The 24469-nt window shown below is 47.7% G+C and carries 19 protein-coding genes, 1 riboswitch and 1 other annotated feature; of the genes, 8 read left to right on the plus strand and 11 right to left on the minus strand.

Going from position 1 to position 24469, the window contains the following annotated elements; genetic code table 11:
- The first annotated feature begins 117 nt into the window (after positions 1–117).
- The 3 genes from BVG16_RS26365 (at position 118) to BVG16_RS26375 (ending at position 2643) form a co-directional block, all read left to right on the plus strand.
- Positions 118–879 (plus strand): ABC transporter ATP-binding protein, encoded by a 762-nt coding sequence (locus tag BVG16_RS26365; RefSeq protein ID WP_078502193.1) that lies wholly within the window; start codon positions 118–120, stop codon positions 877–879.
- Positions 876–1898, plus strand: coding sequence for an ABC transporter permease (locus BVG16_RS26370; protein WP_078502194.1), 1023 nt, complete (start codon positions 876–878; stop codon positions 1896–1898). The genes BVG16_RS26365 and BVG16_RS26370 overlap by 4 nt, the downstream gene beginning before the upstream one ends.
- Before the next feature lie 76 nt (positions 1899–1974).
- Positions 1975–2643, plus strand: a complete 669-nt coding sequence (locus BVG16_RS26375) for a TetR/AcrR family transcriptional regulator (protein WP_078502195.1) — start codon at positions 1975–1977, stop codon at positions 2641–2643.
- A 44-nt stretch (positions 2644–2687) separates the two neighbouring features.
- Here the strand turns inward: BVG16_RS26375 and BVG16_RS26380 are convergent, their stop codons facing one another.
- The 4 genes from BVG16_RS26380 to BVG16_RS26395 all read right to left on the minus strand — a co-directional run bounded on the left by BVG16_RS26380 (position 2688) and on the right by BVG16_RS26395 (position 6691).
- Entirely contained in the window at positions 2688–3575 is an 888-nt protein-coding gene (locus BVG16_RS26380) for a glycine betaine ABC transporter substrate-binding protein (RefSeq protein WP_078502196.1), read from the minus strand.
- Positions 3576–3601: 26 nt separating this feature from the next.
- Positions 3602–4258 carry an ABC transporter permease gene (locus BVG16_RS26385; RefSeq protein ID WP_078502197.1) on the minus strand — a complete coding sequence of 219 codons (657 nt, stop codon included), beginning with the start codon at positions 4256–4258 and terminating at the stop codon, positions 3602–3604.
- Positions 4227–5387, minus strand: a complete 1161-nt coding sequence (locus tag BVG16_RS26390; protein WP_078502198.1) for an ABC transporter ATP-binding protein — start codon at positions 5385–5387, stop codon at positions 4227–4229. The genes BVG16_RS26385 and BVG16_RS26390 overlap by 32 nt, the downstream gene beginning before the upstream one ends.
- A 110-nt stretch (positions 5388–5497) precedes the next feature.
- Positions 5498–6691, minus strand: coding sequence for a KamA family radical SAM protein (locus tag BVG16_RS26395; RefSeq protein ID WP_078502199.1), 1194 nt, complete (start codon positions 6689–6691; stop codon positions 5498–5500).
- A gap of 182 nt (positions 6692–6873) precedes the next feature.
- Positions 6874–7012, minus strand: a riboswitch (cyclic di-AMP (ydaO/yuaA leader).
- A gap of 216 nt (positions 7013–7228) precedes the next feature.
- Here BVG16_RS26395 and BVG16_RS26400 point away from each other — a divergent pair.
- Genes BVG16_RS26400 through BVG16_RS26410 form a run of 3 tightly spaced genes read left to right on the plus strand, consistent with a single transcriptional unit; the run spans position 7229 to position 10303 of the window.
- Positions 7229–7726 carry a DUF4358 domain-containing protein gene (locus BVG16_RS26400; RefSeq protein WP_078502200.1) on the plus strand — a complete coding sequence of 166 codons (498 nt, stop codon included), beginning with the start codon at positions 7229–7231 and terminating at the stop codon, positions 7724–7726.
- Positions 7727–7750: 24 nt separating this feature from the next.
- Positions 7751–9160, plus strand: a complete 1410-nt coding sequence (locus BVG16_RS26405; RefSeq protein WP_078502201.1) for an MBOAT family O-acyltransferase — start codon at positions 7751–7753, stop codon at positions 9158–9160.
- 15 nt (positions 9161–9175) lie between these two features.
- The gene (locus BVG16_RS26410; RefSeq protein ID WP_078502202.1) at positions 9176–10303 is read left to right on the plus strand and encodes a DHHW family protein; all 1128 of its coding nucleotides are present in this window, start codon (positions 9176–9178) and stop codon (positions 10301–10303) included.
- Between the two features lie 55 nt (positions 10304–10358).
- On the opposite strand, the gene BVG16_RS26415 is transcribed toward BVG16_RS26410, so the two are convergent.
- Positions 10359–11228: a VOC family protein gene (locus BVG16_RS26415; protein WP_078502203.1), complete on the minus strand. Its 870-nt coding sequence runs from the start codon at positions 11226–11228 to the stop codon at positions 10359–10361.
- Between the two features lie 312 nt (positions 11229–11540).
- On the opposite strand from BVG16_RS26415, the gene BVG16_RS26420 reads away from it, so the two are divergent.
- Positions 11541–13883 (plus strand): glycoside hydrolase, encoded by a 2343-nt coding sequence (locus tag BVG16_RS26420; protein ID WP_078502204.1) that lies wholly within the window; start codon positions 11541–11543, stop codon positions 13881–13883.
- 20 nt (positions 13884–13903) lie between these two features.
- Here BVG16_RS26420 and BVG16_RS26425 read toward each other — a convergent pair whose 3' ends face one another.
- Entirely contained in the window at positions 13904–15307 is a 1404-nt protein-coding gene (locus BVG16_RS26425; protein ID WP_078502205.1) for a HAMP domain-containing sensor histidine kinase, read from the minus strand.
- Positions 15300–15947, minus strand: a complete 648-nt coding sequence (locus BVG16_RS26430) for a response regulator transcription factor (RefSeq protein WP_078502206.1) — start codon at positions 15945–15947, stop codon at positions 15300–15302. The genes BVG16_RS26425 and BVG16_RS26430 overlap by 8 nt, the downstream gene beginning before the upstream one ends.
- A gap of 84 nt (positions 15948–16031) precedes the next feature.
- Here BVG16_RS26430 and BVG16_RS26435 point away from each other — a divergent pair, with 84 nt between their 5' ends.
- Positions 16032–16904, plus strand: a complete 873-nt coding sequence (locus BVG16_RS26435) for a metallophosphoesterase (protein WP_078502207.1) — start codon at positions 16032–16034, stop codon at positions 16902–16904.
- Positions 16905–17007: 103 nt separating this feature from the next.
- Here BVG16_RS26435 and BVG16_RS26440 read toward each other — a convergent pair whose 3' ends face one another.
- From BVG16_RS26440 to BVG16_RS26455, 4 genes are all read right to left on the minus strand, one after another.
- On the minus strand, positions 17008–17544 hold the full coding sequence (locus BVG16_RS26440) for a GNAT family N-acetyltransferase (protein ID WP_078502225.1): 537 nt from the start codon (positions 17542–17544) through the stop codon (positions 17008–17010).
- Between the two features lie 174 nt (positions 17545–17718).
- Positions 17719–19596 carry an arginine--tRNA ligase gene (locus tag BVG16_RS26445; protein WP_078502208.1) on the minus strand — a complete coding sequence of 626 codons (1878 nt, stop codon included), beginning with the start codon at positions 19594–19596 and terminating at the stop codon, positions 17719–17721.
- A 47-nt stretch (positions 19597–19643) separates the two neighbouring features.
- Positions 19644–19873, minus strand: a binding site (T-box leader).
- 86 nt (positions 19874–19959) lie between these two features.
- Complete coding sequence (gene lspA / locus BVG16_RS26450; protein ID WP_078502209.1) at positions 19960–20415, minus strand: signal peptidase II; 456 nt, start codon at positions 20413–20415, stop codon at positions 19960–19962.
- A gap of 156 nt (positions 20416–20571) precedes the next feature.
- On the minus strand, positions 20572–24417 hold the full coding sequence (locus BVG16_RS26455) for a polysaccharide lyase family 8 super-sandwich domain-containing protein (protein ID WP_078502210.1): 3846 nt from the start codon (positions 24415–24417) through the stop codon (positions 20572–20574).
- Positions 24418–24469: the final 52 nt, after the last annotated feature.

A 24469-nucleotide genomic window follows, 5' to 3' on the forward strand; every position in this document is an offset into this window, starting at 1 on the left:
GTTTTCCAATCCACCAAAATGAGTGATTACTCACTTTACAAGATTTAATCTACTGGATATAATGAACGCATGAGAAAAAATGAGTAATCACTCACATTTCGAAGGAGCGTGTTGCACATGTCCGCATCCCATCCATTCGTTCCCCCTTCTTCTTCTGCGTCCGTCGTTGATCTTCGCGAGGTTACACGGAAGTTCGGGGATCGAACCGTCTTAGATCAGATCACCCTTGAAGTACGGCGTGGGGAGATATTCGGTCTATTGGGGCCTTCGGGCTCCGGTAAGACCACCTTAATTAAACTCATCACAGGTATTGACCAAGCGGACGGAGGAATCGTACACATGCTTGGTGAGAAGATGCCCAAGCTCGCGATGCTGCAGCGGTTCGGATATATGGCCCAATCGGATGCTTTATATAACGAATTGACGGCACGGGAAAATTTGCAATTCTTCGCTTCACTCTATAGTCTCGCGGGAGCCCGCCGCAATGAACGGATTCAAGCCGTCATGGGGGTTGTTGACCTGCTGGACCATTTGAATAAACCAGTATCGGCTTATTCCGGCGGCATGAAACGGCGGTTATCCCTCGCGATCTCGCTCTTGCATGAACCTGAGGTGCTCATCCTTGACGAACCCACCGTAGGGATCGATCCCGTCTTACGTCAGTCGATATGGAAAGAACTGCTCACGCTCCGGGATCAAGGTACGACAATTATTCTGACCACACATGTCATGGATGAAGCAGACAAATGCGATCGTATCGGCCTCATTCGCGATGGGCATCTTACGGCAGTCGACTCCCCGGATGCGCTCAAGACCAAGACCGGAACAACGACGATTGAAGATGCTTTTATCGTTCTAGGGGGAGGGATTCAAGCATGAGAACCCGTGCGTTAGCTCAGCGGATTATTCGTCAATTTCTACGTGACAAGCGGACGTTAGCCTTAATTTTCATCGCACCGCTGCTTATCCTCACACTCCTGAACTTTGTATTTAACGGACAGCCGATTATTCCGAAAATCGGTACCGTCGGGGTGCCGGAACAACTGACCCAACGTCTGACGAATGTAGACGCTAACGTCACTTCTTATAGTTCCACGGATGAAGCGAATCAGGCTCTGAAAGATGGCAATCTCGATGCCGTAATCTCGATCGAAATCGGCAAACCTTCGATTGTCCTTGAAGGCAGTGACCCGACGCTGAATAAGGCAACCCTGCTCACGCTCCAGAAAGCGATGCAAGCAGCCAATGCGCAGGCCGTTCAACCGGCCGTATCCTATTTGCACGGCACGGAAGACATGTCTTCCTTTGATTCCTTCGGCCCTGTATTAATTGGCTTTTTCTCCTTCTTCTTCGTCTTCATGATCGCGGGTGTATCTTTCTTGCGTGAACGTACGACGGGTACTATGGAACGCTTGCTCGCCACACCGATTCGGCGTTCCGAAGTCGTAGGCGGTTACTTGTTAGGATTCGGCGTATTTACCTTACTGCAAGCCGCATTGATTACATGGTTTTCAATCAGTGTACTTGGCATGTATATGGTGGGTGCTTTCTGGCTCGTCTTGTTAATTAACCTTTTACTAACGCTAACGGCTCTGACGCTGGGCACACTGCTATCTTCGTTCGCAACAACCGAGTTCCAGATCATTCAGTTCATACCGATCGTCATTGTGCCGCAGGTGTTCTTCTCGGGGTTATTCAACCTCGATGCAATGACCCCGTGGCTGCAGAAATTAAGTTATATCATGCCGCTCTACTATGGTGCGGATGCCATGCGCGGCATTATGATCCGAGGCGAGAGTATCGGTTCCATCCAACTCGACATCTATGTTCTGCTCGGTTTCTCGATCACTTTTGCCCTACTGAACATTATCGCGTTGAAGAAACAACGATCCATTTGAGAAAATCCCACGGACTATGATATGATCTACTGCATTATGTTGTAGCAAGGTACGAAGTCGTTAGGAGTTGAAAGCCATGACCGATCCTCTAGAACCCTGGATGGAGGAACTTATACAAGGCAATGAAGCTGGGGCTGAGCATAAAATGACTGAAAAGCAGGCCCGCATCTTCGAAGCAGCCATTGAAATTTTCGCCGAGAAAGGATATGCCGGCTCTTCCACCAGTGAAATCGCGCAGCGAGCCGGTGTGGCGGAAGGAACGATTTTTCGGCATTATAAGACGAAGAAGGATTTATTGATTTCGATTGTAACGCCAGCTATGGTACGGATGTTAGCACCTTTTGTCATCCGGGAATTCCGGGAGGTGCTGAAGACAGATTATGATCGCTTTGATCAGTTCTTGCGTGCACTTATCGAGAATCGCATCCTGTTTTTGCAGCAAAATCGGAGTCTGTTCAAAATCATTGTTCAAGAAATCCCTTTTCATCCCGATCTTCAGCATCAATTCCAGAAGCTTGTCTTCGCTCAAGTGAAGGTTCATTTCGAGAAAGTGGTTGATAAATTTAAAGCGGAGGGTAAAATGGTTGACCTCCCTACGATGACCATTCTCCGCCTCAGCGCTTCAACGATCATTGGTTATATTCTTGCGCGGTCGATCGTTAGCGACAAAGAAAGTTCTACGTGGGATGATGAATTGGAACGCGAGGCGACGATTAACTTCATTATGAAAGGTCTTGCGCCTTAACCGTCACACCCCTCTACCAGCTATGGTGGAGGGGTGTGCGTTTTTTAGATAAGTCCTTTTTCCTTCAGGAAATCCTTCGCTACGGTCTCCGCCTTCAGCCCCTCGGAATCGACTTTTGCATTTAAATCTTGCATGGTTTGCTCATCGAGCGCACCCTCCAGCTTTTTCAACACGGCTTCCAATTCAGGATACTTCGCCAATACATCGTCCCGAATCAATGCACCCGCATGATAAGGTGGGAAGAACCCTTTATCATCTTCTAGAATGACGAGGTCATTAACTTTAATCTGCCCCTCTGTCGAATAAGCATCAATGACATCAACTTGTTTATCAGTCAGCGAACGATACATAATACCACGATCCATCGCATTCACCTTTTTGAACGTCATCTCATACGTCTTTTCTAGACCAGGGTAACCATCCGGGCGATCTTTAAATTCAAATTCACAACCTAACACCAGCTCATTGGATATTTTCGTCAAATCACTAAATGTCTTCAGATGATACTTCTCCGCCGTTTCTTTGCTGACAGCTAAGGTGTACGTATTGTTAAAACCGAATTTCGATGGAAAAGAAAGCTTATCCTTACTCAGCAATTCGATTGTCGTATTGTATGTCTCTTCCGCCGTTCCTGTTTCTTGCTGATAATAATTGGCTACAATCGTCCCCGTATAATCCGGATACAATTGGATGTCGTTGCTCTTCAACGCTTTCCAAGCTATATCTGACCCGCCTAGATTCACTTTTCGCTCAACCGCAAGCTCCGTATCTTTCTCAATCAGATCGGCCAGCATGTGCGCTAATAAGATATTCTCCGTAAAGTTCTTCGAGCCAATCGTAATCGTGCCTTTGCTCTCTTTACCTGAACTGCATCCCACAAGTGCGATAATCAATACCAGTAACAGACTAACCATGGACACGCTTCTCTTCATCTTCTCGATCTCCCCTTATTCATTCACTATGATTTCTTTAACCCTCTTGGTGTTGTCCATTTCTCCGTCACGCCTAATAAATAATCCAAGAACACCGCCAGAATTGCAGCCGGAACCGCACCAAGAAGAATAAGAGCATCCATATTTCTCGAAATCCCCAGGAAAATAAAGTCGCCTAAACCGCCGCCGCCGATAAATGCCGCCAGTGTAGCGGTACCGACATTGATAACGGTTGAAGTACGAATACCCGCCATAATGACAGCTAGTGACAACGGAAGTTCAACCTTGAATAAAAGCTGAGCATCGGTCATCCCCATGCCTTTGGCCGCTTCGATCGTGGCTTGATCTACCTCTTTTATTCCGGTATACGTATTTCGAATGATAGGTAGTAATGAATATAAGAATAACGCCGCAATCGCGGTTTTCATGCCAATCCCGAAGATCGGAATCATAAAGCCAAGAAGCGCCAAGCTCGGTATCGTCTGCAAGATTCCTGCTCCACCGATCACCCAGCTTTTCAATGCTGGAATTCTTGTGACCACAATACCTAAAGGCACACCAACAACAATGGCAATCAGCATGGATAAGAGGACGAGCTCAATATGGATAGAAGCCGCAGCTAATAAATCCTCCCACCGGTTGGAAAATTGCTTAACGAGTTGTTCCCACAACGTTTGGTTCATCGATCTGCTCCTTTCTGCCAGCCCAGTGACTCGCAAATGTAGTCAACAGACTTGCTCTTGTCACGACACCCATCACAACTTTGTCACACGTGACAATCGGAATAATCCCCTGTTTGGCATCACCAATTCGGATTAATGCATCTTTGGCGGTTGCAGATTCCTCCAAATAGAATTCTTCATCCCGAATCACCTCTTGAATCGTCGCGATGGACTCCATGCGGGCTTGAAGGTCATAGGCCGAAACAATGCCCGCGAATTGCCCTTGTTCATTCACAGCGATTAACGTATCCGTTCGACGTTGACGCATCTGAGCGAAAGCTCTTGAAGGGGATAAGTAAGGTGAAGCCACCGCAGGATTCTCACGCATAATATCTTTTACTGTAATAAATTCAGGGTTTTGATAGATACGGTTCTTCCCGATGAATTCTTCAACAAATCCATGAGCAGGTTCATTCAGCAGTTTCTCGGGGGTATCCAACTGAAGCAACAGACCATCCTTCATGACCGCAATACGGTCGCCTAATTTCAGCGCTTCATCCATATCATGCGTGACGAACACGATGGTTTTCTTCAATGTCTTTTGTAATCGGAGCAATTCATCCTGGAGCTGTTCTCTGGTTATGGGGTCTAAGGCACCGAACGGTTCATCCATCAAGATGACCTCCGGATCGGCAGCTAGGGCACGTGCCACACCGATGCGCTGCTGCTGACCGCCTGATAATTCCCGAGGATATCTCTTCGCAAATTGATCAGGATCGAGCCCAATGAAATGCAGCAGTTCATGCACACGATGTTGTTTTTTTTGTTTGCTCCAGCCTTTTAAGTGAGGAACTAATGCGATGTTCTCTTCGATGGTATAGTGGGGGAAAAGTCCAGCTTGCTGTATGACATAACCTATATTACGCCTTAGTTCAACAGGGTTTATTCGAGAAATATCTTTCCCGTTGATTGAGATGGTTCCTTCCGTATGGTTAATCAGACGATTCATCATCTTCATCGTTGTCGTCTTACCGCAGCCGCTGGGCCCGATAAAGACAACGAACTCGCCCGCTTGGATCTCGAAGTCCATCCTTTTGACGGCTTGAAATCCATGGGCATACGTTTTGCTCACCTGTTCAAACTTGATCATGCAACTTACCTCCATCATTATTTCATGATTTTTTCAGTAATTCTGCACGGTTAGAGTACCCAAGGCGAAAGCCTTGGGTACTCCAGTCTTTTTCTTGTCAACTCATGAGATTAATGCATCGCAACTTCGCTTGACTGCGCACGCACTTTCTTCTGCGGCATGGCAGGCATATCATTGACCGATACGATGTGGTCCGATTTCTTCTCCGGCTTCTGCCAATACTGCTCGCTGCCAGGCAAATCATCGAACCATGACGCATCCTTGGGACAATCCAACACCATGAATTTTCCGTAATCGTCGTCTCGGGATTGATGATATTTCAAATAAGCCTTCCCGTTCTCAATCGCTAAAATCTCGATTTTGCCGGATGTATGGCTCATGGATAGACGTATTCGTTTACCAAGACCCGATGTCTTCGCCTTCGCTTCCTCCACAAGACGATAAACCTGTTCCAACGGAAGAACGAAATCACGGTTTCCTGCCACCGGGCGATTAATGAAGAAGTAATACGGTGTAACACCTGCCCATGACAACCGATCGAGCAGTTCCGCAAGCACATCAGCGTTGTCATTAATGCCTCTCAGAATAGGCGTCTGGTTGACAACGATCGCCCCAGCTTGATGTAACGCCTCAAACCCCCGTTTCGCTTCAGGCGTTATTTCACGCGGATGATTGATATGGGCCATCACATAGATTCTTCGTTCCGCACTCGAGTGCTTCCGAATAAGGTCAAGCAGCTTCTCATCTTCATAAATACGCATGGGGTTAAATACAGGAATTTTAGACCCCAGTCGAATCACTTTAACATGTTCAATATCCCGTAACTGATCAAGAATCATCTCCAGCTTCGGTGTGGCAAGAATCAAGCTGTCCCCGCCGGTAAGCAGCACGTTATTGATCTCGGGATGCTTCGCAATGTACTCGATTCCTGGCGACACATCAGACATCGCCTCTTTTACGTCATTGCGGAATAGCCGTTTCCGGAAGCAATATCGGCAATACGCCCCGCATACTTCGGAGACGATGAGCAGTGCTGTCGTTCGATATTTGTGCTGGCAACCGAGAACCACATAATTGGTATCTTCATCTGAAGCATCCCATCGGCCGTATTCGGATAATTCCCCCTCATTGGGAATCACTAATTTCTTAATCGGGTCATTCGGATCGTTCCAATCCACTAGCTTCAAGTAATAATCGTTCACGCGAAATACGAATTTTTCCGTTATCTGTTTAAGTTTCTGACGCTCATGTTCCGGGATTTCCATGATCTTATCAATATCGGTGATATATTTCGGTTGTGCCATATTCATCCTCCTTGAAGATAAGTTGTTGGTTGACGCATTTGTCCCTCCTTTTTCCTTGAACATCAAAAATGACCCGCTCCAACGCCAAGTGAAATCAACGTTTCACTTGCTGCTGGTATCGGGTCATATATACAACAAAAAAACCCGATAAACGGGTCATACCTACGATGTCTTAACTAAGTTTGTGACCCATCTGCTGCTGACGAGGTTAGCTGTCGGGCTCGGGAAAGATGGTTCCCTACAATACATCTTGATTCGCCCCAAAATAATGGTTCCCCCGCTTCCCAACCTTCGCGGCCGGAAATTAAGCGTAATTCTATAGTACACAAATTATCTTAGTTAGTCAAATATTGGATATTCTTATAGCTTGGTTAGTAAACTAATTAGGCTGAACTCACGGCATAATTCCATTGCGAAATACCGATAATAACGACACCTTGGATGAATTGGAAAAATTTTAAAAGACATAACATGCAACAAGTTCCCGTACCGTTCCGTCGGTAATAACACAGATAAATAGCAGAAAGGGTGGTAACCGTGAAGAAATGGATCCTGATCATGATGGCCATGATGCTTGTTGTTGTGGCTGGTTGCGGCAGTAAGAAAGTTGAGGTCGCGAATATTCAGACGGCGGATCTTCTCGTCAAAATGCAAGAAGCTGGTGGGTTCCCTCCAGCCGGAGAAGGCTTCGACATTGTCAATTTAAAAGAAAATGCGGATATCGCAAGCAAGCTTAACATCGATCAGTCCTTACTTGCTGAAGGGATATATATGAAAGCACTGATTAACATCCGTGCCGATGAAATCATCGTATTAAAAGCCATGGATGAAAAAGATATAGCTACGTTAAAAAAAGCATTGGAAGATGAAGCGGCTGCACAGCAAAAAATGTGGGAGAATTACTTACCTCAAGAGCTCGACAAAGTAAAAAAACATATCATCAAGCAAGTCGGTCCTTACCTGACGCTGATTATCGCGGAGAAGGCAGAAGATGTGGAGAAAGCATTCGATACTGCATTACAACCCGCCTCTTAATCGATCACTCGGGAGGTTAATCCTGTGGTATTCAGTTCCGTCGTATTTCTGTTCTACTTCTTACCCTTTACTTTACTGATTTATTTCGCAGCGCCTCGTCGATGGAAGAACCTGGCGCTGTTGCTGATTAGTCTTGTATTTTACGCGTGGGGCGAACCCGTCTATATTGCACTCTTGCTCTTTTCGGCTGTCATCGACTATGCGAATGGATTGCTGCTGGACCATTTTAGCGACCGCCCAGGATGGAAAAGACTAACGCTGATTTTTTCCCTTGCGGTGAATGTCGGCGTGTTATGCTTTTTTAAATATGCGGACTTTCTGATTCAATCGATGAACGGTGCCTTCGGTACCTCCGTCGCTCCGCTAGACTTACCCCTACCTATCGGCATCTCCTTCTATACCTTCCAGACCATGTCCTATACAATCGATGTCTATCGCGGACGTTGCAAGGCGCAAAAAAGCTTCATTGATTTCGCCACTTTCGTCTCGATGTTCCCGCAACTCGTTGCAGGGCCGATCGTACGTTACGATATCGTCGAGAAAGAACTGGGGTCACGCACCATCACGATCGAGAAATTCGGATACGGTATTCGGCGATTCATTATCGGATTAGCCAAAAAAACGCTGCTCGCCAATAACATCGGCATGCTCTGGGATCTCAGCCATTCAGACATGTCGAACTTAACGACGGTGGGGGCGTGGATCGGGATTATCGCATTTGCGTTTCAGATTTATTTTGATTTCAGCGGCTATTCGGATATGGCGATTGGTCTTGGAAGCATGTTCGGATTTCATTTCCCGGAGAATTTCAAGCATCCGTTCATCTCGAAGAGCGCTTCGGAATTCTGGCGGCGCTGGCATATGACCTTGGGTTCCTGGTTCCGTGATTACGTCTACTTCCCGCTTGGCGGAAGCCGTGTGGGAAAAGGCCGATTGATCTTCAACCTCTTCGTTGTCTGGTTTCTTACGGGCCTATGGCATGGCGCCAGCTGGAACTTTGTATTATGGGGATTATATTTCGGCGTATTAATCGCGATCGAGAAACTGTTCTTGGGACGTTTCTTGGCATGGGTCTGGCCACCGCTCTCCCATCTATACTTGATTATCGCGATGTTATTGGGCTGGGTGCTCTTTGCTCTCGAGGATATGACATCTGTAAATACCTATATGCGAGCAATGCTCGGTTTCCATTCAGCGGGTATGATCAATGACAGTATCATCTACGATTTACGCAACTACGGCGTCCTGCTTATCGTTCTGATCATCAGCGCTACCCCAGTGATGAGCCGCTTCGTTGCTGCATGGAATCGTCGAGTGTCCTGGCGACGAGCACTACCTATCGTTGATTTTATCGTGATGGGTGGCTTGCTATTCATTTCCACGGCGTACTTAATCGACGGGACGTATAATCCATTCTTATATTTCCGCTTCTAAAAAGGAGGACTAGCCATGACAAATAAACGTGCCGTATGGCTCACCGTCTGTTTCGTTGCCTACATCGTTGTATTTGGTGCATGGAGCCTGATCACGCCGGATCGCAAATTGTCCGAGTTTGAGAACCGCGCCCTAGCTCAGCTCCCTCAATTCACAACCGCGAAGCTATGGGATGGACGATATACATCTCAAATGGAAGACTATTTAGCGGATCAATTCGTGAACCGAGATATGTGGGTTGGCATTAAGTCCGACGCGGAGCGTACCCTTGGCAAAACAGAGAACAACAACGTCTTCTTCGGGCAACATAACTATTTGTTCGAACGCTTCGCTGCACCCGATGGCTTGTTTCATCGGAACGTTGAATCGATACGCACATTTGCCAAACGGCATCAAGATACCTCCGTCTACATGCTGATCGTGCCTCAATCCGAAGCCGTGTATCCTGATATGTTACCGCCTTATGCGAGTGCTACGAGCTACTCGCCGCAGAAGGTCATCGATCATACCTTTCAGACGTTAAAAGGGGACATCGTGCCGATTCCAGTGCTTGATCTATTGAAGGCGCATCGGCAAGAGTCTGTCTATTTCCGGACGGATCACCACTGGACCATGCGCGGAGCCTATTACGGCTATGAAGCATTTGCTCGCGCTGCCGGCTTGGAACCTGTATCACTGAACGCACTCGCTTCACGGGTTCTAAGCGATACCTTCTATGGAACGTATTATACGAAGGCTAACAACAAGCATATCCAACCGGATACCATAGAGCTGCTGGAACAACCATTACCTCCGTATCAGGTGTGTTATTCGGATTCACAGACATGTACCGACTCCTTCTACCATCTGGATGCGTTGAAGCAGCGTGACCATTATGCGGTATTTTTTAACGGAAATCGCGCATGGACGACGATCACGACCTCCAATCCTTCTGGACGTTCGATCGCGGTATTCAAGGATTCTTACGCAAACGACTTCGTCCCTTATCTGGCGAAGCACTATACACGAATTGATATGATTGATATGCGCTTCTTCCGCGACAATGTAGATGACTATTTGAAGCAGCATCAGTTGCAGGATATCCTGTTGTTGTATGGCGCGAAGACAGTAGCCGAGGATGACATCTTTAAATGGTTGAATTAAAAAGAGCCCGAACGGGCTCTTTTTACATATCTCACGACATAACCTGCCGATCTAACTACGAGTCCTGCAGAACCAAACGGAAGGTAATGGCCGAAGGGTCCTGACCGTACCAAGCCCCATCCCTTTCATCGATCGAAACACCGTGATTACGTAATCGCTCGACCAATCCCTCTACATCATCCTGGGTTGGCAGCTGTATCGTATAGTAAGCTAGCCCTGTTCCATTCGCCGGAGGAAGCGGCGCATTCGCGCCTGCCCAAATATTCAATCCGATATGATGGTGATAGCCGCCCGCCGAGATGAAGAGTGCTCCCATCTCCTTCAACGCATTGGCTGCGATATCAAAGCCCATCACATCACAGTAGAATTCCTTCATTTTGTAGATATCTCGTGCATGAAAATGAACATGACCCATCTTCGTTCCGACAGGTAGTCCAGCCCATGCCTTCCCCTCAGCTTCCTTTAGAAGATCTTCCCAATCGATCGGATCCGACGCCATCACCACATTGCGCGATGCATCATAGGTCCACTCTTCGCGCGGACGATCTCGGTAAATCTCAATCCCGTTCATATCCGGGTCCCAAATATAAAGGGCTTCACTCACCAAATGATCGGCTTGACCCAGTGAAACCTCGGCCTCCATCAGATTCCGGAGCGCAAGGCCTAATGCTTCTCTGGAAGGCAGCAATATGGCAAAATGGTACAATCCAGCCGCGGATTGCCTTGGCACCACGACCGCATTCGGGATCTCTTCCAAGATGACAAGCGGATTCACCCCGTCTACAGTCAAAAGAGCGACACGTTCTTCCTGATGGAGTACTTTTAGGCCCACGACTTCTTGATAAAATTGCAATGAACGCTGTAAATCACTCACCTTTAGCTTCACTTCGCCAAGCTCCATCCGTGCAGGCATCGTATAGGACATTCGTTCGATCTCCCTTCAGCACACCGTAATCGTTGCTTCTTATACTTTTCGTTATATGATAGCAATTATACACAACATCCCCCTCGCCTTGCGATGAGCCCTGCAACATTTGTAATCAAAATGAAATCTAGTATTCATGTTGTTTTAATCTTCCTACGTTAATATAGGCAGTAACCCCCCTTTTATAAAATATATTATTTAGACCCACAGCCTGATGGCTTGTGGGTCTCTTTCTGTCTGCCCTCCCTCTTGTAACATTCATGTCACAATGAATCATTACAGTGAGACCTTAGAAAACCAAGGAGGGAACCCATGAATAAGAAACAAGCCTTTATCATTGTTCTAGCGATACTCATTGTATTACTAGCCATTGCGTGTGCACTTCTCTTGACGAAGACACCCGCCAGTTCTTCGCCACCCCCAAGCGATAATCGACCCTTGAACGTATCTGTGAAATATCAGGATTTCACGTTTGACGTTCATCCCGAGACCGCTGAAATCATGATGGAGCATAACGGCGTGAAGGAAAGCGTCTCGCTTCCGCTGCCTCCGCAAGAAGTAACGGAGCTGAAGCGAACCGAAGATACCGTCTCGTGGAGCTATCCCCAAGCACAAATCCAAGTTGCAGTTGAAAAGAAAGACGCCTACTTACATGTATCCTTTACCTCGACAGGGGCGAAGCAATTTACATGGCCAAGCATCCAAGGAGAAAGCTATATACTGCCCTTAGGCGAAGGGAAGTTCGTCCCGAGTCAGGATCCGCACTGGAAGAGCTTTTTAGCAGAATCCGATTTGAATTTCATCGAGAGCTTCTCAATGCGCTTTTTTGCCGTAAATAAGAAAGATTTCTCGATCCTCTATATCGCTGACGATATGTATAATGACATGATTCATTTCGAGACCGAACCGAAAATTCAAATGAGCCTAACGCATGAATTCCCGTCCATCAATCCGAACAAAACATACGGGTTCCGATTATATGCCACGAAGAATGATCCGGTTGAGATGACTCAAATTTACCGGGCTTATATTCAAGAAAAAGGGGAATTCAAGACACTGAAAGAGAAAGCGGCGGAGAATCCCAATGTTGAGAAGCTCTATGGCGCGCCGCACATTTACTTATGGAATAATCAAGTGCTCACACAGGACAATATCCATTGGCAAAAGCTTGTCCCCTTGATCCAGAGCCCTTTGTTCCAGTGGGTGGAACAGCTGCTGAATCGATACGGCGAAGACGGCTCTCATGAATTCAAGACCGTCCTTGCGGATATTGCGAAGAATGGATATGTCGATAAATACCAGAAGCAGACCATCACCACTGCCTTGAACAACGTCCTTATGCTGCCGGAATTGTATAACAAAAGCTTATTCACCTCATTGGATGAGAACACGCAGGCCCTCTTGAGCAAAGGTATATCGAACCTAAGTGAACAGGAACTATATACGTTCAACAAAGACCTGTTAAAACATGCGTTACAAGACCTCGTGGATCCGATCGCGAAATGGGGAGCGGATTCTTCGACTGATATTTTGAAGGATATGCACGAATCAGGTATTCAAAAGGCTTGGATCGGCTTGCCGAACTGGGCGAATGGATTAAAAAATCCGACGATGGTTCAGGAAGCCAGTCAGTTAGGCTACCTCATCGGACCCTATGACTCGTACCATTCCATCCAGAAGAATGCGAGCCAAGATTGGAATACGGCCTCCTTCGACGACAAGAGCTTGTACGACAACGCTACAATTGAGAATCAGCAAGGAGAGAAAATCAAAGGCTTCTTAGGCCGAGGGAGAAAATTGAATCCAACGCTGTCGCTTCCGAGCGTACAGCAACGTGTCAGCAGGATTCTACAGAACGGTATTTCGTTCAACTCTTGGTTCATTGATTGTGATGCTACCGGCGAAATCTACGATGACTATGCGAAGAATCACCCCACAACTGCAGGGCAGGATTTAGCGGCCCGATTAGCGCGGATGCAGTACATTGCCAACGAAAAGCACATGGTCATCGGGTCCGAGGGTGGAAATGACTTCGCGAGCTCCACAATTGCTTTTGCCCACGGGATCGAGACTCCTGTCATTCAATGGTCAGACCCCGATATGCGGGAAAACAAAACGAGCCCTTACTATGTAGGCGGATACTGGTCTGCAGGCGGCGGTACACCCGAGCGCTACAGCAAAACCGTACCCATTAAAAAGGAATACAAGCCTATCTATATCGACCCCGTCTACAATTTGCCGCTCTACAAACTCGTATACAACGATGCTGTCATTACAACACATCACTGGGAGTGGGGCAGCCTTAAAATCCAAGACGAAATCGGCAACCGCATGCTGACAGAACTGCTGTACAACGTTCCTCCGCTCTATCATATTGACAAGGAGAGCTGGCAGACCAACAAAGAAATGATCACATCGTACCTCAAAGTATGGAGTCCCTTCCATGAACAAGCTGTCACTCAGCCCATGACTTCCTTCGACATTCTATCGCAGGATCGTCTCGTGCAGCGCACGGTGTTTGGTGACCATCTTCAGGTGATCGTCAATTATTCGAACCAAAACTTCGAATATAACAAGCATCAGATTCATGCAAAAACAGCCGTCATTTACAATGGAGATGCAACGACGACTTTTGATGTATCTTCGTATAAATAGACGAACAACGCTCATTCAGCCTAGGCCGAATGAGCGTTGTTCGTTGTAAAATAAATATAAAAATGTATCTGCTCTCCGTTCACAGCTGCAGCGTATCGATACCCGTGCTGCTCCAATATCGACTTCACGATCGCTAATCCCAATCCGGTCCCCGAAATTTCTTTATTCCGAGAACGCTCTAGGACATAGAACGGCTCCCAAATCTTATCGATCTCCGCTTTTTGCGGTTCTTGCGGTTCGATACCATTCTGCATATGCAGCACGAGGTCTTCACCTTGCTGGTAGAGAGATACTTCAATCTGATGATTCGTCGTATACTTGATGGCATTAGTTAACAAGTTGTTCAATACCATACGAATCTTCTCTTCATCCGCGAAAATCGTTGCAGCTGACGCGGCAGGATCTTCGTGAACGATAAACGAAATTTGCTTCGACTGACGTTCAATCTCGAATTTCTCGGCACAGGCATGAAAGAGTGTGCTTACAGAGATCCTACACCGTTCGAGGTCTTCTCGCTCAATTTTGGCAAAATTCAATAGTTCGTCGATCAGCCTATTCATACTCTCCGTCTGTCGCAGAATCGTACCGACATAACTTCCATCATCCAAATCATCCTGAATTCCCTCCGCATAGGCTTGGATCAGCGCGATTGGGGTCTTTAATTCATGGGTAATATCGGACATGAACAGCTTCAAGCTCTGATTTTTCCTTGTTAAATCCTGATGTGCCGCATGTAATTTATCACTCATCGTATTAATGCTCTCTGCAAGTTCTTCGATCTCATCCTTCGTGCGGATGTCTGCATGCTTGAACTGAAGCGATGAGATATCCTTAGCAACGACCCCTAACTCTTGCAGCGGTTTCGTAATGCGATAAGACATCATCCAGACGACAATGACAATTATTAAGAGGGATAAAATGACCAAATACCATAGGAATTCATTCATGATCTCAATCGTATCCCTCAAGTACGCCATCGATACGCCAACAAGCACGATGTGGTGGTCCTTCGCAATAAAGCTGACATAGAAGCTGGATTTCAACTTCCCTTGATCATAGATTTTATTCACCTGATGACCCGCTTCCACCTTGGCAAGAGACTCCGGTGTGATCCAGAATTTATTCAATGTGACTCGCTTCTTAGTAAGCTGCTGCATGAAGGATTCATTCAATTTATTCACGTTCAATGCCAAGGAATCATACACGATGGTCAGGTTGTGCTTCTCTTCCAGCTGTTGTATGGAACTTCGGAACGCATCCATCGGCAGCTGTTCGATCGACTGGGTGACTTGTCCCAACTTCTCTTTGGTTTTGTAGATATAGTATTTGGGCAGGAACACATTCGCAAGAATGGCGAACAGCACGAAGATGAACAGCACGGCAAGCGATATGCTGACGAACAGCTTTCTCCCCAGCTTATTCATGTTCGTCTTCCACGCTATAACCAAGGCCTCTGTGTGTTTTGATCACGTCTTCCCCGACTTTTTCCCGCAATCGCCGCACATGAGTATCGACGGTCCGCTCATCCCCGTAATAATCAAGCCCCCAGACCAAGTCGAGCAGCTGATGGCGTGTCAGGATATGCCCCTTATTCCGTACGAAACAATACATCAATTCGAACTCCGTTTTGGTCGCTTGCAAATCGCGTCCGTCCCGATAGAGTTTGTTGCCTTCCACATCGATTCTAATATGTTTGAAAACTATGCCCTTCTCATCCCCTAACAGCTTCTTCGCTCGAAGCACGAGGATTTTGGGATGGAACGGTTTGCGAATGAATTCGTCTGCGCCGAGATGCAGCGCCTTCAGTTCGTCTTCCTCTTCGCTTTTCGCGGTAAGAATAAGGACCTTCTTGTCTGATCGTGCTTTGATCTCCTTACACACGTCAAGCCCGTTCATCTTCGGCATCATCCAATCGACAATGGCAAGATCGATCTTTTCCCGGTAAAAGATCTCCAGGGCCTCCTCGCCGTCAGCGGCCGCGAATACCTTGTAGCCTTCTTTTTCAAAATACGCCCTTAAAATGCGAAGCATATCCATTTCATCATCTGCGATTAAAATCTGCATGGGTATCTCCTTTTCCAGCTTACGTTCATTTGTCACATTGCTGTAACGCAGCTCCTCTATAGTCAGGTTGTCAGGGAGGATGTTATGAAAAATCTAATTAAGCCCCATGCTATCATAAAATTAACGAATATCTTACTTGTAATGATTGCATCTATCTCACTTTACTATTATGCAAGACATGTCGAGCCAAATCTACTCCACGTGGAATACCATACGATCCAGAGCGCTTCGGTGACCAAAGAATTGGATGGAATTCGGATTCTTCAATTTAGTGATCTCCACTTAGGAGAGTTCTATTCGCTAGCCAAATTCCAACGTCTCGTGCATCGAATCAATGAACTGCAGCCGGATATCGTCGTATTTACAGGGGATCTTGTGGACAATTTCTCCAAATATCCTGATCAACGTCGCATCGCGCCCATTCTGCAGCAGATCCAAGCCCCCTTAGGGAAATATGCGGTCTACGGCAATCATGATCAAGGCGGAGGGGGCAAGCGAATCTATCGTCAAATCCTAGCCGAGGGCGGATTTCACTTACTGGTGAATGAACATGACACGATTCGTATCGGGCACAGCAAGATGACGATTGCGGGGTTAGATGATTTTTTGCTCGGATCTCCGGATTTGAAAAAAACACTGCAGCGATTGCATGCCGATGCATTCACGCTGCTGCTTGTCCATGAACCCGATGTTGCCGACCGTGTCACGAACTACCCCATAGATCTGCAGCTCTCCGGCCATAGCCATGGCGGACAGGTCCGAATTCCTTGGTACGGTTCGGTCTATACCCCGCCGCTTGCAGAGACCTATCGAGAAGGGATCTATACCCTTCCCGGATCAAGGAAATCGATGACCCTATATGTAAATCGGGGGATCGGAACCACGCGTTTGCCTTTCCGATTCGTCAGTGTTCCTGAGCTAACGTTATTTACGTTAAAGCAGCCTGCCCGCCCTTGAGAAGCCCATAGGCACGTAAAATCAGGCCAACCAGAAGTTTCTGGCTGACCTAATCATACGAAAGCCTAGGTTAGGTTCCTAGACTTCCATGTGCTCTCGCGTATTATATAGACAGCGTCGGTGGGCTGATCTTATCCCCTTGAAATCTTTCGGGGTGAAGAATTTTACGCAAAAGCACCATCGTACCATCATCTTCGGTCTCGACTTCATGGATTCGTTCATAACCTCTGCGTTCATACATCGGAACGAGCCATGGATGTCGTACGGCAGTCCCTAAAGTCACGGCAGGAGCCTCCCATGTATCGCGAACGATCGTGTCTTCCACCCAATTCAACAAAAGGGTCCCAATGCCTTGGCCCTTATAAGCGGGCTCGACGGCGAACTTCATGATGAACGGAAAGTCTGTGATGTCCTTCAACATCGCAATCGGCTTGGAGACGGTCACGGTCGCAATAATTTTTCCGTCCCGTTCCAGCACATAACACTCATGATTGGAGATCGTCTCATGCACCAGTGATAAGTCTGCGGTCGCCGCAGGGAACTTAATGCCGAGCTCCCGAATGGGCTCATACGCTCTTATGAATACGTCCAAAAGCTCCTCTGCATCCTTCAAAGTCGCTAAACGGTAAACATCGCTCACCTTCATCACTCCGATCATCAGTTCTAAACTTTATAATTCCTATGAATTTAGTTTGTTTTAGTTATTTTATCATAAGGCGCAAGCTCGCTCTAATAGAGGTTTTCGATAACGATATAGAAAAAATGTATCGATTATTCATTCATTATGTTCATAAGGAGGAGATCTCAAATCACGTTACATCCGTTTCGGCGTCGGTAACCCCAGAATGTCGAGGGCTTCCTTCATCGTCAGGTGGAATTGGTAGGTGAGCCAGAGTCGAAGCTGTCTCTTCCCTTCGTCTGCCTTCATGATCGGACATGTCGCATAGAAATGATTGAATCGAGTCGCTAACTCATGGATATAGGAGCAAATCTGGTTCGGAGCCAGCTCTTGGATCGCCATTTCCAACGTCTCAGGCCAGTAGGCTAGCTGCCTCATCAGCATATATTCTTGCTTCTCCAGATCATCGTATCCTTGGGCAGGAGGCGATGCCGTCGTATCATAAGATGCCTTATCCAGAATGCTGCAAGACCGGGCATAGGAATACATCAGATAGACGCCTGTATTGCCGGAAATTTCCGAAGCTTGCTCCACATCAAAGATCACCTCCGTCTGGAGGTTGAATCTCAAGAGATAGTAACGAACGGCAGCAGCGGCAATCGCCCGGCTGGATATCCCGGCTTTGCGCGAACGCTTCGCATCAATCACTTGCTCCATCTGCTGGAGGAAGTCCGCCACCTTGACACCAATCCCTTGTCGACCTGACATCGGATAGGAATGCCGCCCGTCTGAAGTATCTACACCTAAACCGGCAGCGGTATCTGGACTGAGAGATACGACACCATAACTTACATGCCTCAATTGACGGGCCTGTTCTTCGAAGCCAAGCCCCATGAGCGCCTGCTTCACCATCGCTTGCGGATACTCCTGCCGATGATCGATCACATTAATGACCGCATCCGCATGACCGATGTTCTTCTTCACACCATTGGCATGGGTAGACCATAATCCATCAGCGAATTTTTTATATCGGAAATCTTGGCCTAGTACCCCGAATTTCCAGAGGTGATAGGCAATGTCCTTCGCTGTATACGTCAATATTCCATTCGAGCGAACCAGCACTTTATCCGCTTGATAGTCTGTAGCGTCTTCCGCCGCTTCCTCGCCTTGCGGTTGCTTCAACACCCAGCAGCCCGCCAGCTTCCCTTCCGTTTCTTTGTAGAAGATCGGCGTGTTCTTCAGCAATTCGAACGCCCGCTCCCAGAATCCTTCGGCAACAATCCGGCTTTCCCATACGAGAACATCGTAATCAATCCGGAACTGCTTCATCTCCTCGACATGCTCCCGAACGATTCGTTCCGCAACTAAGAGTCCCATCCATGCCGTATTGTTGTTTCCCTGTTCCAAGGCATGAAGCACGACCGCACGTTCCTGCTGCAATTCCGGATTCTCCCGGTATATCTTGTTCACCTTCGCGTACGTTTCCCAGCAAAAATCGCCGAAACGTTCAAAGGCCTGCTCTGTCGAGGTATGCAGGATGCCTACGACGGTATCTGCCAATTGATTGCCCAAGTCATCAATATAGTTATGAACCTCCACCTGGTGCCCTGTCCGCTTCAACATCCGGGCTAATGTATCTCCGATACATGAATTCCGTAAATGGCCGATATGAGCCGACTTGTTCGGATTAATCGACGTATGCTCAATAATGACCTTCGACTTACTTGTACCTGTGTCTAATGCGAATTGCTGTTGCGCAGACGACTTCGCCCATTTGCTCCAATCCATTGATAAATTAATGAACCCCGGCGGCGCCACTTCGATATCTGCCATCCAAGCTTGCATCTTTTCGTGTTGACGAAGATGTTCTTGAATTTCCTGCGCAATCGCCATCGGAGGTTTCTTCAACGTCCGGGCTAACTGCATCGCGATGTTCACGCTATAGTCTCCATGGTCCGGATTCGCAGGATGCTCTACCGTGATTTTGAGATCTTCCGGCCGCTGCAGCCCTTTCGATGCCAATATTAATTGAATAACTTCCTCAACAGCCCGTTTTATTTCATGATGGATCATAATAGTCTCCTCCTTCGAATTGAAAATACAAAAACGCCCGTCTCTATAAAAGAGACGAGCGCCTAATAGGTCCCGTGGTACCACTCTAAGTAGCTGAACCTGTATCGGTCCAACCCCTCGTTTTTGTAACGGTCTATGACCGGATCTGCCTACGTGTTCCGCGTTCAACAGATCATTTCCTGGGTGCGATTCTTCCATGATTTCTGTACCGGCTTCCACCTACCCGGCTCGCTGTAACATCATCTTCACGGAATACTATCCCATTCATCAATATTAGGATATCAGTTCTGGATAAATTATTAGCATCATACAGAAATCCAAAATTAATGTCAAGCAGGATCGTAGAATTTACAAACATATCTGCTAATGCGACGCACACATTTTCTTTTTAACAAAGGATGTCAACACATATAGGATGAGTAACACCGCACCGATGTTAATCGCATGATCCGCAAAATTCAGAATGCCGCGACCCGAACGCGATACCAAAAAATCCGTTACTTGGCCGAACGCCAATCGGTCGATCCCGTTGCCAATGGCGCCGCCTACGAAAAATCCCGCGATGATATCCATGAACCGGCCGCGGAACTCCGGCTTTCTCCGGTAATACATCACGCCAACGACGAACAGAATCGCAATGACGCCGAACAATCGGGCATAGCCCTGGAACATGCTTCCTGCCATGCCTGTATTCTCATAATGGGTCAGATGAATATTCCAGAGTACGATATCTTGACCGAGCGGAATATGCATTCGCACTAGAATTTTAGCAATTTGATCGAAGATCACAACGACCATCGCAATCAGGTAGAACAACATGGAAACCCTTCTTTCTAAGTTAGAGTTCCTTTCATTTTAACAGAAGCATTTACAAAAAGACATTTTACGGCCCGCGTGATGATGCCCCAAAAAAAGCCTGCTCTCAAACCCTTTGTTTCGTTGGGCTTGAGGACAGGCTTCATTGGCCATACAGGATTAAAGAATAATTTTCGCAGCTACTTCTGCAAGATCTTTAATGTCAATCACGCCGTCACCGTTGATATCGGCTTTCTTCACTTGTGCCCAATCCGGACTGCCGGTATGCTTACCGTAGCTCGCTGCGACAATCGCTAGATCGCCGATGGTAACTTTCTGATCACCATTCAAATCGCCCGGAATTCCCGGCTCCGCGGCATGAACTTGAATGCTCACCTCAGCGTTTGCTGCCGTCTTCTCCTCACCTTGCATATCCGCCAGAATCGCACGCGTTACCGAAATGACGCCGCGCTTCTGCTCTTCAACTTCCTTTGCCCGGAACGTAAGCTCGATGACTTGTTCATCACCGTAAACCGCATTCGTCACGCCTTCGCTTACAATAATCATGCGAAGATGGCCCGGCGATTGCTGAATCGGCTCGATGAGCGAAACGCCTGGGATCAAGGATTTAGCTGCACTAAAATCCATCACTTGATGATCGTAAGCCATCGTAATATCCTGTGCCATTGCAGCTTGCGTCACGTTGTTCAGACCCAATGTAACTTGGAATTCCTTGCCTGCATCAACCGATTCTTGTTGACTTTCCAGCGTAGTCGAGAGCTCAGCAGATGCTGCTGCCGCAGTTATATCCAGTACGGGGCGGTAAGCCGCCGTCCCATGTTCTTTTGAAGCGTAACTGACATCCCCGTTCGAACCGTAGTTCGCCTTGGATAAGATAAGCAGTGACAGCTTCTTATCCCCTGCTAGCGCAGTATTCACTTGTTCCGTCACGTCGATCAGCGCAGGAACCCCTAACTCCGGTGCCGTCCAACTCGCAACAACCTCTCCGCCCGCAGGCTTATTATTCCATGTAAGGGTTGATTCCTTCCAGCTATGGTCGCTGACCAACAGCGCTTGGTGTGTCATATCCGCTACCCGCGTCCCGAGGGATGACAGCGAAACCTTCGCGCTCTGCACCGGACTGGAAACCGAAGACAGATCGAACATCATGTACGACTGCCGTGAATACCCTGCCCCGTCCTGTTTCACAACTAAGCTTGCATCCTGGCCATAATTGGTGTTTGCATAGGATCCATCCCGAACATAAGCATCCGCTTCAGGCAAAAGAGCAATGGTCCATGTTGGCTTCGCGGATAGCTCATTTGATATCGGACTCTCGCCGGAAGCATTGACAGCAGATACCGCGAAATAATATGTCTTGCCGTTCGTGAGGCCAGGGACGGCATACGTATTCGTCGTCCCTAATGTGTTCACATCGATGGATTTCGTATAGCTGCCAGATTTCGTACCGTATTTTACGCGATACCCCGACGCACCACTTACCCCTGTCCAAGTTAATTCGACTTGCGACATGCTGCCTTCGGCACGATTCAAGACCGGTGCAGCAGGAACGGTTGTGGCACCAACATTCAGTTTGGCTGTCAACGTCTTCCCGAAGGCCCCTGCCGTGTTCACGGACAACTTAATGGTAGGCTGCAGCTGCGTAATCTTCACTTGCGGGTCGAGAGAAATGATTCCTGTTGCGCTCTTGTTGATCTCAAGTTGAATGGTGCCCGTATTCGCCTTCGTCGGATCGGAGATTCCAATATGGAGTTGACCATCCTCCTCCATCGTCGTAACCGAAGCCTTCTTGTCGCTCGTCATCAACGGTTGGCCGTTCCATGTGATGGTCTTCGTCGCATCATTCCAGAAGTTTGCCCCCATCGCATGCAGCGCCGTATCCATCACCGCATGTGCCTCTGTAGAATTCTCCAAAATTTGAATTTCCGGATTCGCGGCATAACTTGCCGTAGCCGCGGCGTCTTTGTTCGGCAGAAGCACATAAGCATAGGAGGCATTCGTCGGCGTATTGCCATGGTCAAATGCCATACTCAGATAGGAATCCGTGACCGGATCGTCCGTATTCCCCGTATTCACTTGCTTCCAATTCGCCGTTCTTGCTTCGCGAAGCCCCGTGATTGCAGCTTTACCCGGGAAGTAATAACCAACGTCGGAGCCTGGGACCGAACCCGCAAGATGCGCCCATGAGACGTTATTCATTTGCTCGGACCAGCCTGCGGAGCTTGGTTTCGCCGTGCCGTCCACCGTCAGTCGATTATCTCCGTTCGCATTCAGCTTCCGATTCTCCACGATTGTCTCTACATGGCGCGTATCTGTACTCGTAATGCCTGACCCGAGGGCTACGATTTGATCGCCGAACATGAACCATGATTTCTTTCCTTGCAGCGGAGAACCCGTATTCTGAGCATTGGTGAATTGCATCCCGACGGAACCATGAAGTCCGTCGACAGCAGAACCCCCAACCCAGGTATACGGATTCGCATAGTTCTTCCACTGTACGGGCGTCCCGCTTCCCGATCCATCCGTCGTCGTCCCAGGTAGACGATACATATCTGCCGTCGCCCAGTAATTGCCGCTAAATTGCTGGATATCGCTATTATAGAGACTCGTCATGCCAAGTCCTGTGAACCAGCCTTTTAAGTTCTCACCGTTACCAAATTCAAAGGACGATATGCGCGGCGAGAACATGCTGATCCCGTAGCTGAAATCCTCACGTGACTGCACGACGCGATCCATGCCCGGGAACTGATAATGGCCGACGAGTTCTCCACGTCGTTCAATGGTGGCATCGTTCATAAGCTTCTTGCCGAGAATCATCTCGAATATGCCTGCATTCATGAAATAATTATCGAAAGACGTGTCAGAGGCGATCCACTCTTTCACCATTCGTTTGAGCTGCAGCGCTTGATCCGGTGGAGCTCCTTCCGCCAGACGGAGCGTGGCAAGCACGATGCCTCGGCCTGTCGTATGGTCGCTGCTCTTCTGCCGCGAAACGCCGCGTCCCCGCACGTTGTCCATGATCGCCCCTTTATAGATCAAGGGCTCAAAGCCTTCTTTTACCCAACGGAATACATTGTCTGCATTCGGGTCTGTAATGCGCCAAGAGGTATCTTTGAGCAAATAAAACAGATCGGCAATCCGTCCCATCAGGACCGCACCATAACCTCCCGTATATGCCACATAGGTATGCTGAACAAAGGAACCGTCTTCATAAAATCCGTCCCCGGTCTGAACATATAAAAAAGCGGGCTTCATCGAGTCCCGGCCTTGCGTAATTTTTGCGCTCGATTTGCCAATGATGCCCCGCAGGGTCACCACAAAGGCCTTATCCAATAGATTCGCGCCAGTTTCAGTCACGCCGCTCACCGTTCGTATACTCGGATTCGGTACGAAGCGGTCAATGGCACGTATATAGTTATTTATCTGGGTCTGCGTTAAATGGTCATACATCAGAACAAGCAGGTCGTTCACAAGCTGGGGTGCGCCAATCTCCCAATCCCACCAGTTATTGTACTCGCTCTTGCTCTCGTGATACCGGTTCGTGTACGCCCAATCCATCGCGCTCAGAATATCGTTTTTCAAACTTTCATCCCGATACAGGGGGGAACCGTACGTGTTATACACAATCGCCATCTTCTTCAGACGCGTAAAATGCGATGTCATCTGACTCGAATCCGTGGTACTCTGCAAATCACTCCATAAATATGTACGATTGCCGGCTTTGTTCATCGTATCCCAGACACCTGTCCCCTCGGCATTTGCTACCTCGAGCAGTTTCTCTTGGATATTGGCGGCGATATCGGGATCATTCACCTGATATTCGGTACCGCCCGTTAAATAAGTGAACCATTTCGTTCGCATCGCATCATATTCGTCTAGCGTTCCTGCAGCTTGTACTTGCGTAAAGGATGGGAATAGCAAGGTTAATGCAAGTAAGCCTGAGAGTATCTTCAGGACTTGTTTACGGGTAGATCTGATCCCTGTTGCTTCATGACTTCGATTCATGGATTGCCTCCTTTTATCATTTCATGACATCTCAACAAACAGACGAGCGTTA

This window comes from Paenibacillus selenitireducens (genome assembly GCF_002021565.1).
Classification (GTDB): domain Bacteria; phylum Bacillota; class Bacilli; order Paenibacillales; family Paenibacillaceae; genus Paenibacillus_K; species Paenibacillus_K selenitireducens.

Bases quoted from the DNA above. Each gene is read 5' to 3' on its own strand.
- BVG16_RS26430 (WP_078502206.1), bottom strand. From the start codon at position 15,947: ATGCAGATTTTAATCGCAGATGATGAAATGGATATGCTTCGCATTTTA.
- BVG16_RS26390 (WP_078502198.1), bottom strand. From the start codon at position 5,387: ATGATCAAGTTTGAACAGGTGAGCAAAACGTATGCCCATGGATTTCAA.
- BVG16_RS26375 (WP_078502195.1), top strand. From the start codon at position 1,975: ATGACCGATCCTCTAGAACCCTGGATGGAGGAACTTATACAAGGCAAT.
- BVG16_RS26410 (WP_078502202.1), top strand. From the start codon at position 9,176: ATGACAAATAAACGTGCCGTATGGCTCACCGTCTGTTTCGTTGCCTAC.
- BVG16_RS26445 (WP_078502208.1), bottom strand. From the start codon at position 19,596: ATGATCCATCATGAAATAAAACGGGCTGTTGAGGAAGTTATTCAATTA.
- BVG16_RS26365 (WP_078502193.1), top strand. From the start codon at position 118: ATGTCCGCATCCCATCCATTCGTTCCCCCTTCTTCTTCTGCGTCCGTC.
- BVG16_RS26370 (WP_078502194.1), top strand. From the start codon at position 876: ATGAGAACCCGTGCGTTAGCTCAGCGGATTATTCGTCAATTTCTACGT.
- BVG16_RS26455 (WP_078502210.1), bottom strand. From the start codon at position 24,417: ATGAATCGAAGTCATGAAGCAACAGGGATCAGATCTACCCGTAAACAA.
- lspA (WP_078502209.1), bottom strand. From the start codon at position 20,415: ATGTTGTTCTACCTGATTGCGATGGTCGTTGTGATCTTCGATCAAATT.
- BVG16_RS26425 (WP_078502205.1), bottom strand. From the start codon at position 15,307: ATGAATAAGCTGGGGAGAAAGCTGTTCGTCAGCATATCGCTTGCCGTG.
- BVG16_RS26385 (WP_078502197.1), bottom strand. From the start codon at position 4,258: ATGAACCAAACGTTGTGGGAACAACTCGTTAAGCAATTTTCCAACCGG.
- BVG16_RS26420 (WP_078502204.1), top strand. From the start codon at position 11,541: ATGAATAAGAAACAAGCCTTTATCATTGTTCTAGCGATACTCATTGTA.
- BVG16_RS26435 (WP_078502207.1), top strand. From the start codon at position 16,032: ATGAAAAATCTAATTAAGCCCCATGCTATCATAAAATTAACGAATATC.
- BVG16_RS26380 (WP_078502196.1), bottom strand. From the start codon at position 3,575: ATGAAGAGAAGCGTGTCCATGGTTAGTCTGTTACTGGTATTGATTATC.
- BVG16_RS26395 (WP_078502199.1), bottom strand. From the start codon at position 6,691: ATGGCACAACCGAAATATATCACCGATATTGATAAGATCATGGAAATC.
- BVG16_RS26415 (WP_078502203.1), bottom strand. From the start codon at position 11,228: ATGTCCTATACGATGCCTGCACGGATGGAGCTTGGCGAAGTGAAGCTA.